This window comes from Streptomyces sp. NPDC048442 (genome assembly GCF_040651475.1).
Taxonomy (GTDB): Bacteria; Actinomycetota; Actinomycetes; order Streptomycetales; family Streptomycetaceae; genus Streptomyces.
In genome coordinates, this window is record NZ_JBEZKB010000004.1 from 46604 (window position 1) to 61970 (window position 15367).

Below are 15367 nucleotides of genomic sequence, written 5' to 3' on the forward strand. Positions count from 1 at the left end.
GCGGCCCCGACCGGATTCGAACCGGCGTGTCCTCACCTGCGAGATGAGCGCGCCTGCCTCTGCGCTACGGGGCCGCCTGGTCGCCCCGGACGGCCGGATTCGAACCGGCGTATCCCGCTTGCAAGGGCGGGTGCGCCTGCCTCTGCACTACGATCCGGAGCAACTTGGGGTTGATCCTAACGGGTGACCCCGGCAGCACTACCGTGCGTCCTCCCGCACCAGTTCCGCCGCCTTCTCGGCCGGCGCAATGGTCGGTGCGTGGGTGTGCCCCCGGGTGATGTGCGGCATCACGGAGGCGCGGCCCATCCGGCAGGTGCCAGTGCGTACGCGACGGTGGGTTCGGCGGTTGAGCGGTGGGTTCAGCGGCTGAGCAGTGGGTTCAGCGGCTGAGACTCTCGTTGGCGCGCTCGCGCCGCAGTGTGTACCGCTCCCTCTCCGAGAGCCCGCCCCAGACGCCGAACCGCTCGTCGTGGGTGAGGGCGTACTCCAGGCAGGCGGTCCGCATGTCGCACGCGCCGCACAGCTGCTTGGCCTCGCGGGTGGAGCTGCCCGGGTCGGGAAAGAAGAACTCCGGGCCGGTCTGGGCACACAGTGCGCTCTCCCGCCAGGAGGGCTCGCCGTCGGCGGAAAAGATGGTGCTGTCGGTGGAATAGGTGTTCTTGATCGGCATGCTGCACACGCTGCCCGGTGCCGATCAACGTTTGATCAACGAGCGTTCAACGGGACCACTTCCGCTTCGAGCGCGAGCAGTACCTGTACGCACTCCCACGAGTGGTTGTCCCTGGCCGTCTCCAGGACGAGGAGTTCGCGGACCAGCCGCACGACGCTGCGGACCGGCCCGTACCCTCCAGGAGTCGTTTCGAAGCCGGGCCGGCCGGGGGAAGTGACGGGGGTCCGGGATCAACTGACTTGAGGAGTACGCAAGATGACCGACTTCGCAGTGATCGGCGGCGGTGTCGCCGGGCTGGCCACCGCACTGCTCCTGGCCAGGCGCGGGCACCCCGTCACGCTCTTCGAGCGGGACTCCCGCGCACCCTGCGGCGACTTCGACGCGGACTTCTTCGACTGGCCGCGTCCCGTCACGGTCCCGCAGGCCGTCCAGCCGCACACCCTACTGGGCGCGGCACGTGCCGTACTGAAGGAGGAACTGCCCGATGTGTACGGAGAGTTGCTGCGGCGCGGCGCGAGCGAGTACCACGAGCTGGCCGGTTTCGCGGAACCGACGGAGGTGCGCGAGGGCGACGAGCATCTGGTCATGCTGCAGACGCGCCGCATCCTCGTGGAGACGGTCCTCTACGACGCGCTGCGGGCCGAGCCGACCGCAACCCTGCGCTACGGAGAACCGGTCACTGGGCTCATCGTCGCGCCGACCGGCGAGGGCGGCGCCCCCCGGGTGACGGGGGTGCGCACCGAGCGCGGTGACTTCCCGGCGGACGTCGTGATCGACTCCGGCGGGCGGCGGGTCCAGACCGCCGACTGGCTGGCCGGGGCCGGGTGCCGGCCGCCGGTCGTGGAGCGGCACCGTACCGGGATCGCGTACTTCTGCCGCTGGTACCGGCTGCCGGAGGGACGGGCCGAGAGGCCGCGCGGGCCGCTCGCGCTGACCGGGGGCGCCTTCGGCGGGTGTGCGGTCTTCCCGTCCGACAACGGGGTGTTCGGCGTCGCGCTCTTCCTGCACACCGACGACCCGACCCGTACGGCGCTGCGCGACCCGGCCGTCTTCGAGACGGCGGCCAGGGCCTTCTCGTCGGGTGCCGCCTGGCTGTCCGGCGGCCCGGAGCCGCTGTCCGAGGTGCTGCCGATGGCCGGGCTCGACAACCGGTGGAGCGCGCTGGTCGATGAGGAGGGCCCGGTCGTTACTGGTCTGCTCGCCGTCGGGGACAGCTTCACGCACACCAATCCGACGATGGGGCAGGGGATTTCGCTCTCCCTGTGGGCCGCCAGGTGGCTGGCCGACCACGTGGACGGGGGTGTGGATCCGGCGGGCGCGGAGTTCGCCGGCGCGTACCACGCGTGGGCGGTGGACACCCTCAGGCCGTGGTTCGACATACAGGTGCAGACCGACGACGCGATCGGACAGCGTTACGCCGAACGGTCGACCGAGCCGCCGACCGGATTCGCCAGGCAGCGCGCCGCGATGCTGGTGTGCGGTCTTTCCGACCCGGTGGTGGGCCGGGCGCGCGCCCGGGTGCGGAACCTGCAGGAGCTGCCCCGGGAGGCGTACGAGGACCCGGAGGTGAAGCGGCACCTCGCGGCCTGGCTGGCGGCCCACCCGCACTGGGAGCCGGGCCTGGAGGGGCCGAGCCGGGAGGAGTGGGAGAAGGTCACCTCGCGGTAGGGCCGCATCGCAGGGCTTCGGTGGTCAGGTCGTGGTTCCCAGCACCTCGCCCAGGTCGTAGCCCACCGGCTCCTCCAGCTGGTCGTACGTGCAGGACTCCGGCGTCCGGTCCGGCCGCCATCTGCGGAACTGGGTGGTGTGCCTGAACCGGGTGCCCTGCATGTGGTCGTACGCCACCTCGCAGACCCTCGAAGGGTCGAGGGCCACCCACGACTGGTCCTTGCCGCTGTTCCAGCGGTTCTGGCTGCCCGGGAGCCGGTTCGCCTCGTGTGCGGTCTGGTCCTCCCAGGCTGCCCACGGGTGCGCGGCGCCGGGGGCCAGGCGCAGCGGTTCCAGCTCTTCGAGCAGCTCCTTGCGGCGCTGCATGGTGAAGGCGGAGGAGGCGCCGACGTGCTGGAGGCGGCCCTGCGTGTCGTACAGGCCGAGCAGCAGTGAGCCGACGGCAGGGCCCGCCGTCTTGTGCAGCCGGTAGCCCGCGACGACGCAGTCCGCGGTCCGCTCGTGCTTGATCTTGTACATGAGGCGGGCGTCCGGCCGGTACGGCAGCGTCAGAGGCTTCGCCATCACCCCGTCCAGGCCGGCCCCCTCGAACCGGTCGAACCACACCTGCGCGACCTGCGGATCGGTCGTCGCGGGCGCCAGGTACACGGGTGGACCCACACCCTCCAGCACGTCGGCGAGGGCCTTGCGGCGCTGCACGAGGGGTACGTCGAGGAGTGCCAGGTCCTCCAGTGCGAGCAGGTCGAAGGCGACGAGACTCGCCGGGGTCTGCTCCGCCAGGAGCTTGATGCGGGAATCGGCGGGGTGGATGCGGTCGGAGAGCCGCTCGAAGTCGAGGCGGCCGCCCTGCGCGATCACGATCTCGCCGTCGACGACGCAGCGGGGCGGGAGGTTGGCGAGCAGCCCGGCTACGAGTTCCGGGAAGTAGCGGGTCAGGGGCTTGCCGGTGCGGCTGCCGATGACCAGGTGGGCGCCGTCCCGGTGCACGATCGCCCGGAAGCCGTCCCACTTCGCCTCGTACTGCATGCCGGGCGGGATCTTCTTCACGGACTTGGCCAGCATCGGCTTCACCGGGGGCATGACGGGGAGATTCATCGGTCCCTGCGGTGGTGACGAGTTCGTGGCCATGGTTCTGACCCTGCCCGATACTCCGATATGCGGCATATGTAGGCTCGGCCTACCGTGGCGCACATGGGCAAAACGGGCGAAGCGATCGAGCTGGACGCAGGAGGGCGGACCGTGCGGCTGTCCAGCCCGGACAAGGTCTACTTCCCGGAGCGCGGCTTCACCAAGCTGGACGTGGCCCGCTACTACCTGGCCGTCGGCCCCGGCATCCTGCGGGCGCTGAACGAGCGCCCGACCATGCTGGAGCGGTTCCCGGACGGCGTCGAGGGCGAGTCCTTCTACCAGAAGCGGGCCCCGAAGAACGTGCCCGACTGGCTGCCCACGGCCACCATCACCTTCCCGAGCGGGCGCACCGCCGACGAGCTCTGCCCGACCGAGCCGGCGGCGGTCCTCTGGGCGGCGAACCTGGGCACGCTGACCTTCCACCCCTGGGCGGTGCGCCGCGACCGCCCCGACCACCCGGACGAGCTGCGCATCGACCTGGACCCGCAGCCGGGCACCGACTTCTCCGACGCGGTACGGGCCGCCCACGAGCTGCGCGCGGTGCTTGACGAGCACGGGCTGCGGGGCTGGCCCAAGACGTCCGGCGGGCGCGGACTGCACGTCTTCGTGCCGATCGAGCCGCGCTGGGACTTCACCGCCGTACGGCGCGCGGCGATCGCGGTCGGGCGGGAGCTGGAGCGGCGGATGCCGGACGCGGTGACGACGGCGTGGTGGAAGGAGGAGCGGGGATCGCGGATCTTCGTGGACTTCAACCAGACCGCCCGCGACCGGACCATGGCGTCCGCCTACTCGATCCGCCCGAAGCCGCACGCCCCGGTCTCGGCGCCGCTGCGCTGGGAGGAGCTGGACGACGTACGCCCCGAGGACTTCGACGTGGCGACCATGCCCGTCCGGTTCGCCGAACTGGGCGATGTGCACGAGGACTTGGCGGATCACGCCTTCGTACTGGACTCGCTCCTGGAGCTGGCGGACCGGGACGCGACCGACCGGGGGCTCGGCGATCTGCCGTATCCGCCGGACTATCCGAAGATGCCGGGCGAGCCGAAGCGCGTCGCTCCCAGCCGGGCCAAGCACGACGATCACGAGGTGCAGGAATGAGCAGCGAGATACCGGAGACGGGGCCGGAGACGGGGCTGGACACCGAGCCCGAGCACCACGGAGCACACGGCGCGCACGGCAGAGTGCGTACCGGGAGCGAGCGGTGGGAGGCGTTCAAGAAATCGCCGTTCCTGCCCGCGACGGTGCTGGTGTTCATCCTGGCGGCCGCGGCCGGACTCTTCGCCGGTTCCTACACGTACACGATGGCGAACCCCACTCCGCACCACATTCCGGCGGCCGTCGTCGGCGATCCGGCGACCCCACAGCTGAAGGCATTCGTCGCGGGGCTCGACAAGGCGCTGCCCGGCTCGATGAAGGTGACCTCGTACGAATCCCGGGCGGCGGCCCGCAAAGCGATCGAGGAGCAGAAGGAGTTCGCCGTGCTGAGCGGCGACGGCCGGAAGGTCGAGCTGGACCTGTCGGGTGCCTCCGGCGCGTCGGTCGCCCAACTGCTCGCCGAGGCCGGGGCGAAGGTGGGCAAGGCGACCGGGGTGACCGTCGAGGTGAAGGACGTCAAGCCCTTGCAGAAGGGCGACCCGCGCGGTCTCGCGCTGTTCTACATCTCGCTCGCCGCAGTGATCATCGGTTTCGTCGGCGCGATCCAACTGAGCGTGCACGCACGGGGGCTGAACCCGGCCGAGCGGATCTTCTTCCACGTCGCGTACTCACTGCTCGGCGGGTTCGTGATCGCGGCGGTGGTGGACTGGCTGCTGGGGGCGCTGGATCTGCCGTTCGCGCAGTCCTGGCTGATCCTCGCGCTGACGATGTTCACCTCGGGCATGGTCTTCACGATGTTCAACACCCTGATGGGCCGCTGGGCGATGATCCCCACCTGGGGCCTGATGGTGCTGCTCGGCAACCCGTCGTCGGGCGGAGCGGTGTCGTGGCCGCTGCTGCCTTCGCTCCTCGGGCACATCGGGCGGTGGCTGCCGCCGGGCGCGTCGGTCAACGCACAGCACACCGCCGTCTACTTCCAGGGGCACCAGCACCTGATGCCGTATCTGGTGCTGGCAGGCTGGGCGCTGCTGTCCTGTGCGGTGTTCTGGTTCTGGCGGCACCGGCACCCGGGCGGCCGCGACAAGTCCCCCGCCCACGCGGGACGGGGGACCGTGACGGCGGACGCGCCCGCCGGGATGTGAAGCCCGGCTACAGCTCCTTGATGCGGATGTCGCGGTACGAGACGACGTCGGTCGTCCCGTGCACCTGGAGCCCGAGGTAGCCGGACGCGAACCTGCGTCCGTCCGTGCCGGGGTCGTCGCCGCGCGGCGGGTAGAAGTCCTGCCCGCCGTTGTTGTCGAACTCGTTGATCAGCACGCCGTTGCGGAGTACCGAGTAGTGCTGGCCCTGCACCCGGATCTCGTAGTCGTTCCAGGTGCCCTTGGGGGTGACGCCCGCGCCGCCGAGGCCGACCCGGTCGAAGCCGTAGAGCGAGCCGGTCTTGTACATGTCGCCGTCGGGCCGGTCGAGGATCTGCACCTCGTGCCCGTACTTGATGGCGACCCACTCGGGCCTGGGCTCCTCCGGATGGTCGTGGACGTTCGGGAAGCGCACGAAGACACCGGAGTTGGCGAAGTTGGTGTCACCGGGCGCGTCGTCGCGGAACTGAAGCTTCAGCGAGAAGTCCTCGTACTTCCGGGAGGGGAACCACAGCATGCCCATGCCGGGCACGGTCGTACTGCTGGTGATCGTCCCGTCGGCGTTGAGGCCGAAGGAACCGCCGCCGACCTGCTGCCACTTGGCGAAGGAGGCGGCCGTGCCGTCGAACAGCGGGCGGTAGCCCTCGGTCTGGCCCGGCCTGCCGATGCCGGACTGCTTGGCGGCGGCGTAGATCTTCTTGTGCTCGCGCTGGTCGATCACGCCGTCGGCGAGGAGCTTGTCGAGCACCTTGTCGACATGCTTGAGGAAGAGGGCGTGCGAGGTCCACTCCTTCTCGTCCTCGATCAGCTCGCCGATGGTGCAGCGGCTGCGGGTGAGGCGGTTCGGGACGCCGGTGTCCACGGTGCCGACGAAGACGGTCAACCGCTCGTCGAATTCTGGGCAGTTGGGGGCGGGAACGCCGCCGCCCGGTACGACGTCGAAGGACACCTTCTTCGGCTCCGAGGTGTTGCCCGCCTTGTCGGTGGCCCGGTGCAGGAAGGCGTGGTGGCCGACCCGGTCGACGACGACGGGGGCGGTGTACGCGAGGTAGGGCCCGCCGTCGAGCGAGTACTCGACCTTGTCGACGCCCGAGCCCCCCGCGTCGGTCGCGGTGACCTTCGCCGTCGCGCTGCCGAGGTAGGCGCCGTCGGAGTTCTTGGCACCGGTCACGGCCGCGGCCGTCTCGGGCGGGGTCTTGTCCTGGGCGGGCGGGACGACGACGGTGAAGTCGGCGGCCTTCTCGGCGGCGACGTTCCCCGCCTTGTCGCTCGCCCGGTAGCGGACCTTGTGCGTACCGGCTTCGTGGACCATCACCGGTGCGGTGTACGGGGTCCAGGCGCCGGCCGCGCCGAGCGCGTACTCGATCCGGTTGACGCCCGACCCGGTGTCGGACGCGGTCACGGTGACCGTCGCCGTGCCGAGGTACCTGCCCTGGTCGTCCTTCTCGCCGGTCACGGTCGCCGAGGTCTCCGGCGGGGTCTTGTCGTCGGTGGACGGTGGGGCGATCTTGAAGTCGACGGCCTTCTCGGCGGCGGTGTTCCCGGCCTTGTCGGTGGCCCGGTAGCGGACCTTGTGGGCGCCGACCTCGTGGATCATCACGGGGGCGGTGTACGGGGTCCAGGCGCCGGCCGCCCCGAGCGCGTACTCGGTCTTCGCGACGCCCGAGCCGCCCTCGTCCGTGGCGGACACGGTCACCGTGGCGTGGCCGATGTAGTCGCCGTCCGCGTTCGTCTCGCCGTCGACCTTCGCGGAGGTCTCGGGAGCTGTCGTGTCGGGGCCGCCCTCGGTGACGGTGAGGATGCCCTGCATCGCACCGTGGCCGGGGATGGTGCAGTGGAAGCGGTAGCGGCCGGGGGTGAGGGTGACTTCGGCGGTGTGCTTGCCGCCCTGGGCGTCACCGGGGTTGGCGAGGATGTTGAGCGGTACGTCGTTGTTGTACTCGGGGTCCGACACGTCGAAGGTGAGCGTGTGCGGCATGCTCGTGGTGTTGCCGGTCGCGGTGCTGTTCTCGAAGACGATCGTGGTGGGTCCTGCGACGGCTGTGGTGGGGAAGGTCAGATAGCGGTCGATGGGGTCGCCCGCAGTCCAGGTGAGGGTCTGCGCGGCCTTCTCGCCGTTGCCTGCCGTACGTCCTTGTGCGGCGGTTGCCGCCAGCCCGAGCACCATCACCAGGGCGGCGAGAACTGCCGTCCACACATGCGGAGTCGGTCGCCTCCTGGCTCTCCTGACGACCACTCACCTCACCTCCTTCTTGACCACGTCCGCGGCGGCCGGGGTCGGCTCGCCGCCCTTGTACGTCACGCGCCACAGCGCCGACTTGTCGTCGAGGGTGAAGAAGCCCCGCCCGTAGTCGAGGACGTAGAGCGAGCCGTCGGGGGCGAACTTCCAGTCCATGAGGTTGCGGATGCCCGCAGCCCCCACCGGGATGATCTTCTTCAGGGACTCGGCGTGCGTGGGCAGTCCGCCCCTGCCGGCCGTCTTCGGGTCGGTGAGCACGGCGTGCCGGGGCTGGTCGCCGTCGTAGAAGTCGCCGACGAACCACTTGCCGTCCCAGTAGGAGGGCCACTTGTCCTTGCTCGCGCTCGCCGTGTCGTAGCGGTAGACGGGGCCGTTCATGGTGGCCTGGCCGCCGCCCTTGAGCCAGGGCAGGAGGAGCTTCTGCTCGGAGAGCTTGTAGCTGGGTACACCGTGGGCGTCGCGGGGGTAGTCGGGGCCGCCGCCCTGCGGGGAGTACCAGATGGTGTTGGGGGTGACGGGCGGCAGGTTCACCAGGCCGTCGTTGTTCGGGGACTCGTTCTTGGGGCTCGCGCAGTCGTACCAGCCGAGCGGCTTGTCCGGGTCGGGCAGGTTGCGGTCGCGGTAGGGCTGGTTGTTGCCCATGCAGTACGGCCAGCCGTGGTTGCCCGGCCTGGTGATCGCCGCGAAGGTGTCGTACTTGGCGGGCCCCCAGGTGGTGCTGGGCTCTCCGGCGTCCGGGCCGACCCAACCCGCGTACAGGACATCGGTCTTGGGGTCGACGGCGATGCGTGCGGGGTTGCGTACGCCCATCACGTAGATCTCGCCGCGGGTCTTGCCGCCGCCCTCGTCGCTCTCCTGGCCGGTGAAGAGGTTCCCGGCAGGGAGGGTGTAGGTGCCGTCGTCCTCGGGGTGGATGCGGAGGATCTTGCCGTTGAGGTTGTTCGTATTGCCCGCGGTCCGGCGGGCGTCGGCGAAGGAGACGCCCTTGAAGTGGGGCTTGGGGTTGTTGCCCGAGTAACCACCGCTGAACTGCGAGGAGTTGTTGTCCCCGGTCGCGATGTACAGATTCTGCTTCGAGTCCCAGGCCATGCCGCCACCGGCATGGCAGCAACTGTGCACCTGGACCGGCCAGTTCAGCAGCACCTTCTCGCTCGCGAGGTCGAGCTTGTTGGTGGCCGGGTCGAGGGTGAAGCGGGAGACGCGGCGCTCGGCCATGTGCGTGTCGCGGTTGATCCGGGAGTGGGGTGTGTAGTGCAGATAGACCCACCCGTTGGTGAGGAAGTCCGGGTCGAGCTCGACTCCGAGCAACCCCTCCTCGTTCTTGATGAGTTCGTCGCCGCCGCCCTTGTTGCCGAAGACGGTGAGGGCGCCGGCGAAGGTGACCTTCTTCGTCTTCGGGTCGTAGACGTGGACCTGTCCCTGACCCTTCCCGATGTCGGGGTTGTTCCAGTCGGTGACGACGGGGGCGTTGCCTGCGGCGCCGCCCCTTCCGATGTAGACGACGCGGCCGTCCTTGGCGACGACGAGGCCGTGCGGCTCGCCGATCTGGTCGGTCTGACCGGGCTGGTTCGGCGAAGTGACGCGCTCGGACGTGTAGTTGGAGTTGATCGCGGCACGGCAGTCGGCGCGCTCCAGACGGGTGGTCCAGAGCAGGGCGCCGCGCAGGTGGTCGCGGAAATCGGTCTCGGCGAAGGCTTCGGCCGTGCCGCCCATGCCGGTGTAGAAGGACCGTCCGCCGTCGTAGTCGCGACACCAGGAGACGGGGTGGTCGGCGCCGTTGGCGCCGGTGCCCGGCCGGTAGGTGGCCTCGCGGACCCTGGCGACCGTGTGCACGTCGCCGGACGGATTCGTGGTCCAGTTGAGCCACTTGTCGGGCCGCTTCCACTCCAGCGGGAGTGACCTGGTGGCCGGGTGCTGCCGGTCTCCTACCTCAACCGTCGCCCGTTGTACGGCGGTTGGGCCGGTGGCGCGGGCGCCGACGAGTCCGCCGAACCACTCGGAGTACGGTTCGGTGCGCGCGGCGTCGTGGATGCCGAGGAAGCCGCCACCCGCCTCCATGTACGCCTCAAGCCCGGCCTCCTGCTCCGGGTCGAGGACGTCGCCGCCGCCGGTCAGGAAGACGACCGCGTTGAACTTGCCGAGGCGGGGCTTGGTGAAGATGCCCGCATCGTCGGTCGCCACGACCGTGAACCGCTGGGCGGCCGGCCCGGACCTGCCGATCTTCTCGACGGCCTCGATGCCGGCGTCGACATTGGGTGCCTCTTCGCCGGAGGCGGAGGCGTGGAAGACGAGGACCTTGACTGTGGCGCCGCTACCGGGCGGGGCGGGCAGGGACAACGTTGTCCTGACCTTGGCCTTGAGGGCCTCCCTGGCCTCCCTGGCCTCCCCGGCCGAGGGGGCCGGATCGTCGGGGTACGGCCGGGCGGAGGCCGACCATCCGCCGAGCAGGGAGGCGGCGAGGGCTCCCGCCGTAAGGACTGCCGCCCATACGCGGCGGGGTGGTCTCGATCGGTGACGCGGTGCGCTCTGCAGATGCTGCATAGGTGTTCACCCATCCCTCTGTGGCTCAGTGGTCACAGGAACAGCCGCTGAAGCTAGACCTCTTTTCCCGGTTCGCCAAGAGGTACGACCGCCCTGGACCCAACTTTGTCCTGAGTGTGGATAAACCGGCCTCGCAACGCTACGGTGACGCCGTCAATCTCCGTACTGGGATGGGGAGTTCGGCATGGACAGACGCAGCTTCAACAGACGCCTGCTGGCGGGCGGGACGGCGGTGGCGGCGGTGACCGGCACGACCACTCTGACATCGTTGTCGGCGGCACAGGAGGCGCAGGCCGCTCAGGCCGCTCAGGCCGCTCAGCCCGCTCAGCCCGCTCAGGCAGCGGCGGCCCCGCCGAGGACGGCACCGGCCGGCGGACAGGTCCGCCATCTGAAGATGTACGCGGAGAGACTGCCCGGCGGTCAGATGGGCTACGGCTTCGAGAAGGGCAAGGCGTCGGTTCCCGGCCCGTTGATCGACATCAACGAGGGCGACACCCTGCACATCGAGTTCGAGAACACCATGGACGTGGCCGCCAGCCTCCATGTCCACGGCCTCGACTACGACATCGCCAGCGACGGTACGAGGATGAACCGCAGCCACGTCGAACCCGGCGGCACCCGCACCTACACCTGGCGCACCCACGTTCCCGGCAGCCGCAAGGACGGCACCTGGCGGGCGGGCAGCGCGGGCTACTGGCACTACCACGACCACGTGGTCGGTACGGAGCACGGAACGGGCGGCATCCGAGGCGGCCTCTATGGCGGGGTGATCGTGCGCCGCAAGGGCGACCTGCTGCCGGACAAGACCTTCACGATCGTCTTCAACGACATGACGATCAACAACCGGCCGGGACACCAGAGTCCCGACTTCGAGGCGACGGTGGGCGATCGGATCGAGATCGTGATGATCACGCACGGCGAGTACTACCACACGTTCCACCTCCACGGTCATCGCTGGGCGGACAACCGGACGGGGCTGCTGGAGGGCCCGACGGACCCGAGCCGCGTCGTCGACAACAAGATCACCGGCCCTGCGGACTCCTTCGGGCTTCAGATCGTGGCCGGGGAGGGTGTCGGCGCGGGGGCGTGGATGTATCACTGCCACGTCCAGAGCCATTCGGACATGGGGATGGCGGGGCTGCTGCTGATCGCCAAGCCGGACGGGACGATTCCGGGGTACGACCCGCACCACTGAGGGTGGGTGGGGCACGCCCGTCCGCCCGTCCGGAATTGGGGGGGGCGGGGCCGGTAGCGCAGCTCAGGCCCGGCGGCCCTCGTGTCCCCCGCCCCGTACCCCGTACCCCAGATACGTCACCACCGGGCTCCCGTCCGGCTCCAGCACCATGTCGACCAGGTCCGGCAGTTGCTCGTCGGTCAGCGTGCCGCGCCTGCGCCCGCGTGTCGCGCGCACCAGGCTGCGTACGTCGCGCGGCTTGAACGCCGAGACGTCCTTCGCGATCAGCCCCGCCCGGCCGAGGGCGTCCGCGAGCTCCGCCGGGCGGCGCAGCCGCTGTGCGGCGTAGCGGCCGCGGGGCATGATCCGGGTGCCGGGGAAGGTCTGGAAGGCGCCGAGGTAGATGAGGCGGGACACGAGCGTGCGGTCCACCGTGTCGTAGACGAAGGCCCCGCCGGGGCACAGCACGCGCGCCGCCTCCGCGAGGACCGCGGCGGGCCGGTCGGTGATTTCGAGGGTGTCGGCGCAGTACACGAGGTCGAAGGAGCCGTCCGGCAGGTCGAGTTCCTCCGCGGGCGCCGTCAGATACGTGACGCCCTGCCCGTCGTCCGCGTCCACGGCGAGAGCCGTCGCGGCGGGGGACGGATCGGCGGCGACGACCTCGAAACCGAGCCGGGCGAGGCCGCGGGCCAGCAGGCCGCGCCCACTGCCGACGACGAGCGCCCGGCTGCCGGCCGCCCCGAGATCCAGCTCCCCGAACGTACGGCGCAGGTACTCCATCCGTACGGACTGGAAGGTCAGGGCCCGGATGTGGCGGCCGTCGACGGCCATGGGCCCGGCGGAGTCGAGTACGAGGTGCGGGGTGCGGGTCATGGCAGACTCCCTCGGCGTCCCGGTCAGGTTCCTTGAAGGAACCTAGCATCGACGAGTTCCCTGAGGGAACCCGAGGGCGATACGGTGGAGCCGTGACCCGTACCCCCCTCTCCGCCGTCGCGTGCTCGATCGCCCGCGCGACCGACCTGTTCGGTGACGCCTGGACGGCCCTGATCATGCGCGACGTCCTCGTCGGCATCCGTCGCTTCGACGAACTGGCCAAGGACCTCGGTCTGTCCCGCAAGGTCCTCGCCGCGCGGCTGGCCCGGCTGGTCGACGAGGGCGTACTGACGCGCGAGAGGTACCAGGTCAGCCCGCCGCGCGAGGAGTACGTGGCCACGGAGAAGGGCCGGGAGCTCTACCCCGTCCTGCTGGCGCTGATGGCCTGGGGCGACAAGTGGTACGCGGCGCCTGCGGGGCCGCCCGCCCTGATCCGCCACGAAGCCTGCGGGCACGTCGCCACGCCGGTCGTGGTCTGTGATGCGTGCCGGGAGCCGGTCACGGTGGGCGATACGACCCAACTGCCGGGACCCGGCGGACGGGTGGGGCCGGGGACACGGGTGTTGGGGCCGATGATTGCTGCGCGGGGGGAAGGGGCCTGAGGCTGGGTGCGGGCGGCGGGCTGCCTGCGCCGCTTTCCCCCACCCCACCCCGCCCCTTCCCGAAACCGCTGCGCGGGCTGGTGGGGGTGCTGTTCGGGGCTGCGCCCCGTACCCGGACTTCGTCCGCGTGTCCTCAAACGCCGGACCGGCTGGAGTTGTCCACCACCACCCCGCACCTCCCCCGCGCCCCCGAGTCAGACCCCACATATACCTCGATCTCGCCCGGTTCCACCACGAACCGGCCGTCCAGCGCGTTCGTCCAGAAGCCGAGGTCTTCCGCGCCGAGCGTGAAGCGGACCGTCCGGGTCTCCCCCGCACCGAGCGTCACCCGCTCGAAGCCCCGCAGCCGTCGCACCGGCTGGACCAGAGTCGCCACCGGGTCGTGGACGTACAGCTGGACTACCTCGTCGCCCTCCCGGTCGCCCGTGTTCCGTACCGGTACCTCCACCTCGAAGGTCTCGCCGCGCCTGAGCTCCGCCGCCGTGATCCGGGGGACGCTCGCCTTCGGCTCGCCGATCTCAAAGGTCGTGTAGCTCAGCCCGTAGCCGAAGGGGAACTGCGGGGTCCGGTCCACGTCCAGGTAGCCGGTGATGTACGTGTTGTCGGGGGACTTGGGGTCGTAGGGCCGCCCCGTGTTCTCGTGGTTGTAGTGGACGGGGATCTGCCCGACGTTGCGCGGGAAGGACGCCGGGAGCTTGCCGCCCGGGTTGACCTTTCCGTAGAGGACGTCGGCGACCGCGTTGCCGCCCTCGATGCCGGGGTGCCATGCCTCCAGCACCGCCGGTGCGGACTTCAGCCAGTTGCCGATCGTCAGCGGGCGGCCATTGAGCAGGACCACGACGAACGGCTTGCCGGTGGCCGCGACCGCGGCGATCAGGTCCTCCTGGCCGCCGGGGAGGCCCAGGTCGCTTCGGGACGCCGCCTCGCCGCTCAGCTTCGCGCCCTCGCCGGCCACCACCACGATCAGGTCCGCACGCGCCGTGGCTCCCACGCCGTACGTCACCTTGGCGCCGCGGCCCGCGGCGTCCCGGATCCCGGCCAGCACGCTCACCGGCGGGAACTTCTCCCCGCCGGGGCCCGCCCAAGTCCCTTGCAGATCACGGGAGTCGGCGAAGGGGCCGACCACCGCCACCGACGTCCCGGCCTCGATCGGCAGCACCCCGCCCTCGTTCTTCAGCAGCACCATCGACCGTGCGGCGACCTCGCGGGCGGCCTTGCGCGCGGCGGCCGTCGGCACGTCCACGACGGCGGACTCGTCCGCGTACGGCTGCGCGAAGAGACCGAGGGCGTACTTGACGCGCAGGACACGGGCCACCGCGTCGTCGAGGCGGTCCTCCTTGATGCGACCGGCGGCGAGCAACTCCTCGCCGTGGTCGGCGAGATGGGTGCTGACCATCTCCATGTCGACACCGGCGTTCAGTGCGATGCGGCCGGCCTCGGCGCCGTCGGCGGCGAAGCCGTGCGGGAGGAGTTCGCCGACACCGTTCCAGTCGCTGACGACAAGTCCCTCGAACTCCCAGTCCTCCTTGAGGATTTCGGTGAGGGTGTGCCCGTTCGCGTGGGCGGGAATGCCGCTGAGGGTGTTGAAGGAGGCCATGACCGTGGCGCAGCCCGCGTCGAGGGCCGCCTTGAAGGGCGGGAGGTAGAGGTTGCGCAGACGGGATTCCGAGACGTCGACCGTGTTGTAGTCGCGGCCGCCCTCCGCACCCCCGTACGCCACGAAGTGCTTCGCGCACGCCGCGACGCGGTCCGGTGCGCTCAGGTCGTCGCCCTGGTATCCGCGCGTCTTGGCGGCCGCGAATTTCGCCGTCAGGTACGGATCCTCGCCGCAGCTCTCGGCGATGCGGCCCCAGCGGGGCTCGTGCGTGACGTCCATCATCGGGGCGAACGTCCAGTGGATGCCGTGGGAGCGGGCCTCCTTCGCCGACACCTCGCCGTCGACGCGCGCGACCTCGGGGTCGAAGCTGGCGGCCTGGGCGAGCGGGATCGGGAAGGTGGTCCAGAAGCCGTGGATGACGTCGAGGCCGAAGACCAGCGGGATGCCGAGACGGGACTCCTCTACGGCGATCCGCTGCAGCGCGTTGCTGTGCTTGGCGCCGATGATGTTGAGGACCGACCCCAACTTCCCTTTCCTGGCGGCCTCTTCGGCCGCGGCGGTCTGGCTGCCGCCGGGGCCCGTCGCACCGGTCCAGGCGAGCTGCTGGAGCTGGCCGAGCTTCTCCGCGACGGTCATACGGG

The 15367-nt window shown here is 70.4% G+C and carries 11 protein-coding genes and 2 tRNA genes; 5 read left to right on the forward strand and 8 right to left on the reverse strand.

Annotated elements, in window-relative coordinates:
* Position 1: 1 nt before the first annotated feature.
* From AB0D18_RS08015 to AB0D18_RS08025, 3 genes are all read right to left on the reverse strand, one after another.
* Positions 2-74: transfer RNA gene (locus tag AB0D18_RS08015), tRNA-Ala, on the reverse strand.
* A 10-nt stretch (positions 75-84) separates the two neighbouring features.
* Positions 85-158, reverse strand: a tRNA-Ala gene (locus AB0D18_RS08020).
* Between the two features lie 221 nt (positions 159-379).
* Positions 380-670, reverse strand: coding sequence for a WhiB family transcriptional regulator (locus AB0D18_RS08025; protein WP_362414169.1), 291 nt, complete (start codon positions 668-670; stop codon positions 380-382).
* Positions 671-925: 255 nt separating this feature from the next.
* On the opposite strand from AB0D18_RS08025, the gene AB0D18_RS08030 reads away from it, so the two are divergent.
* Positions 926-2338, forward strand: coding sequence for an FAD-dependent oxidoreductase (locus AB0D18_RS08030; RefSeq protein ID WP_362414171.1), 1413 nt, complete (start codon positions 926-928; stop codon positions 2336-2338).
* 24 nt (positions 2339-2362) lie between these two features.
* Here AB0D18_RS08030 and AB0D18_RS08035 read toward each other — a convergent pair whose 3' ends face one another.
* Positions 2363-3433: an ATP-dependent DNA ligase gene (locus AB0D18_RS08035; protein WP_362414685.1), complete on the reverse strand. Its 1071-nt coding sequence runs from the start codon at positions 3431-3433 to the stop codon at positions 2363-2365.
* A 96-nt stretch (positions 3434-3529) separates the two neighbouring features.
* Between AB0D18_RS08035 and ligD the strand changes: the two genes are divergently transcribed.
* Positions 3530-4564, forward strand: coding sequence for a non-homologous end-joining DNA ligase (gene ligD / locus AB0D18_RS08040; protein WP_362414173.1), 1035 nt, complete (start codon positions 3530-3532; stop codon positions 4562-4564).
* Entirely contained in the window at positions 4561-5703 is a 1143-nt protein-coding gene (locus AB0D18_RS08045; RefSeq protein WP_362414175.1) for an ABC transporter permease, read from the forward strand. The genes ligD and AB0D18_RS08045 overlap by 4 nt, the downstream gene beginning before the upstream one ends.
* A 7-nt stretch (positions 5704-5710) precedes the next feature.
* Here the strand turns inward: AB0D18_RS08045 and AB0D18_RS08050 are convergent, their stop codons facing one another.
* Positions 5711-7867: a family 16 glycoside hydrolase gene (locus AB0D18_RS08050; RefSeq protein WP_362414687.1), complete on the reverse strand. Its 2157-nt coding sequence runs from the start codon at positions 7865-7867 to the stop codon at positions 5711-5713.
* Positions 7868-7936: 69 nt separating this feature from the next.
* The gene (locus AB0D18_RS08055) at positions 7937-10480 is read right to left on the reverse strand and encodes a ThuA domain-containing protein (protein WP_362414177.1); all 2544 of its coding nucleotides are present in this window, start codon (positions 10478-10480) and stop codon (positions 7937-7939) included.
* 184 nt (positions 10481-10664) lie between these two features.
* Here AB0D18_RS08055 and AB0D18_RS08060 point away from each other — a divergent pair, with 184 nt between their 5' ends.
* A complete protein-coding gene (locus tag AB0D18_RS08060) occupies positions 10665-11675 on the forward strand; it encodes a multicopper oxidase domain-containing protein (protein ID WP_362414179.1) in 1011 nt (336 codons plus the stop codon).
* 63 nt (positions 11676-11738) lie between these two features.
* Here the strand turns inward: AB0D18_RS08060 and AB0D18_RS08065 are convergent, their stop codons facing one another.
* Positions 11739-12527, reverse strand: coding sequence for a class I SAM-dependent methyltransferase (locus tag AB0D18_RS08065; RefSeq protein WP_362414181.1), 789 nt, complete (start codon positions 12525-12527; stop codon positions 11739-11741).
* A 92-nt stretch (positions 12528-12619) separates the two neighbouring features.
* Between AB0D18_RS08065 and AB0D18_RS08070 the strand changes: the two genes are divergently transcribed.
* A complete protein-coding gene (locus tag AB0D18_RS08070; protein ID WP_362414183.1) occupies positions 12620-13129 on the forward strand; it encodes a helix-turn-helix domain-containing protein in 510 nt (169 codons plus the stop codon).
* Positions 13130-13262: 133 nt separating this feature from the next.
* On the opposite strand, the gene AB0D18_RS08075 is transcribed toward AB0D18_RS08070, so the two are convergent.
* Positions 13263-15362: a glycoside hydrolase family 3 N-terminal domain-containing protein gene (locus AB0D18_RS08075; protein ID WP_362414689.1), complete on the reverse strand. Its 2100-nt coding sequence runs from the start codon at positions 15360-15362 to the stop codon at positions 13263-13265.
* Between the last annotated feature and the right edge of the window lie 5 nt (positions 15363-15367).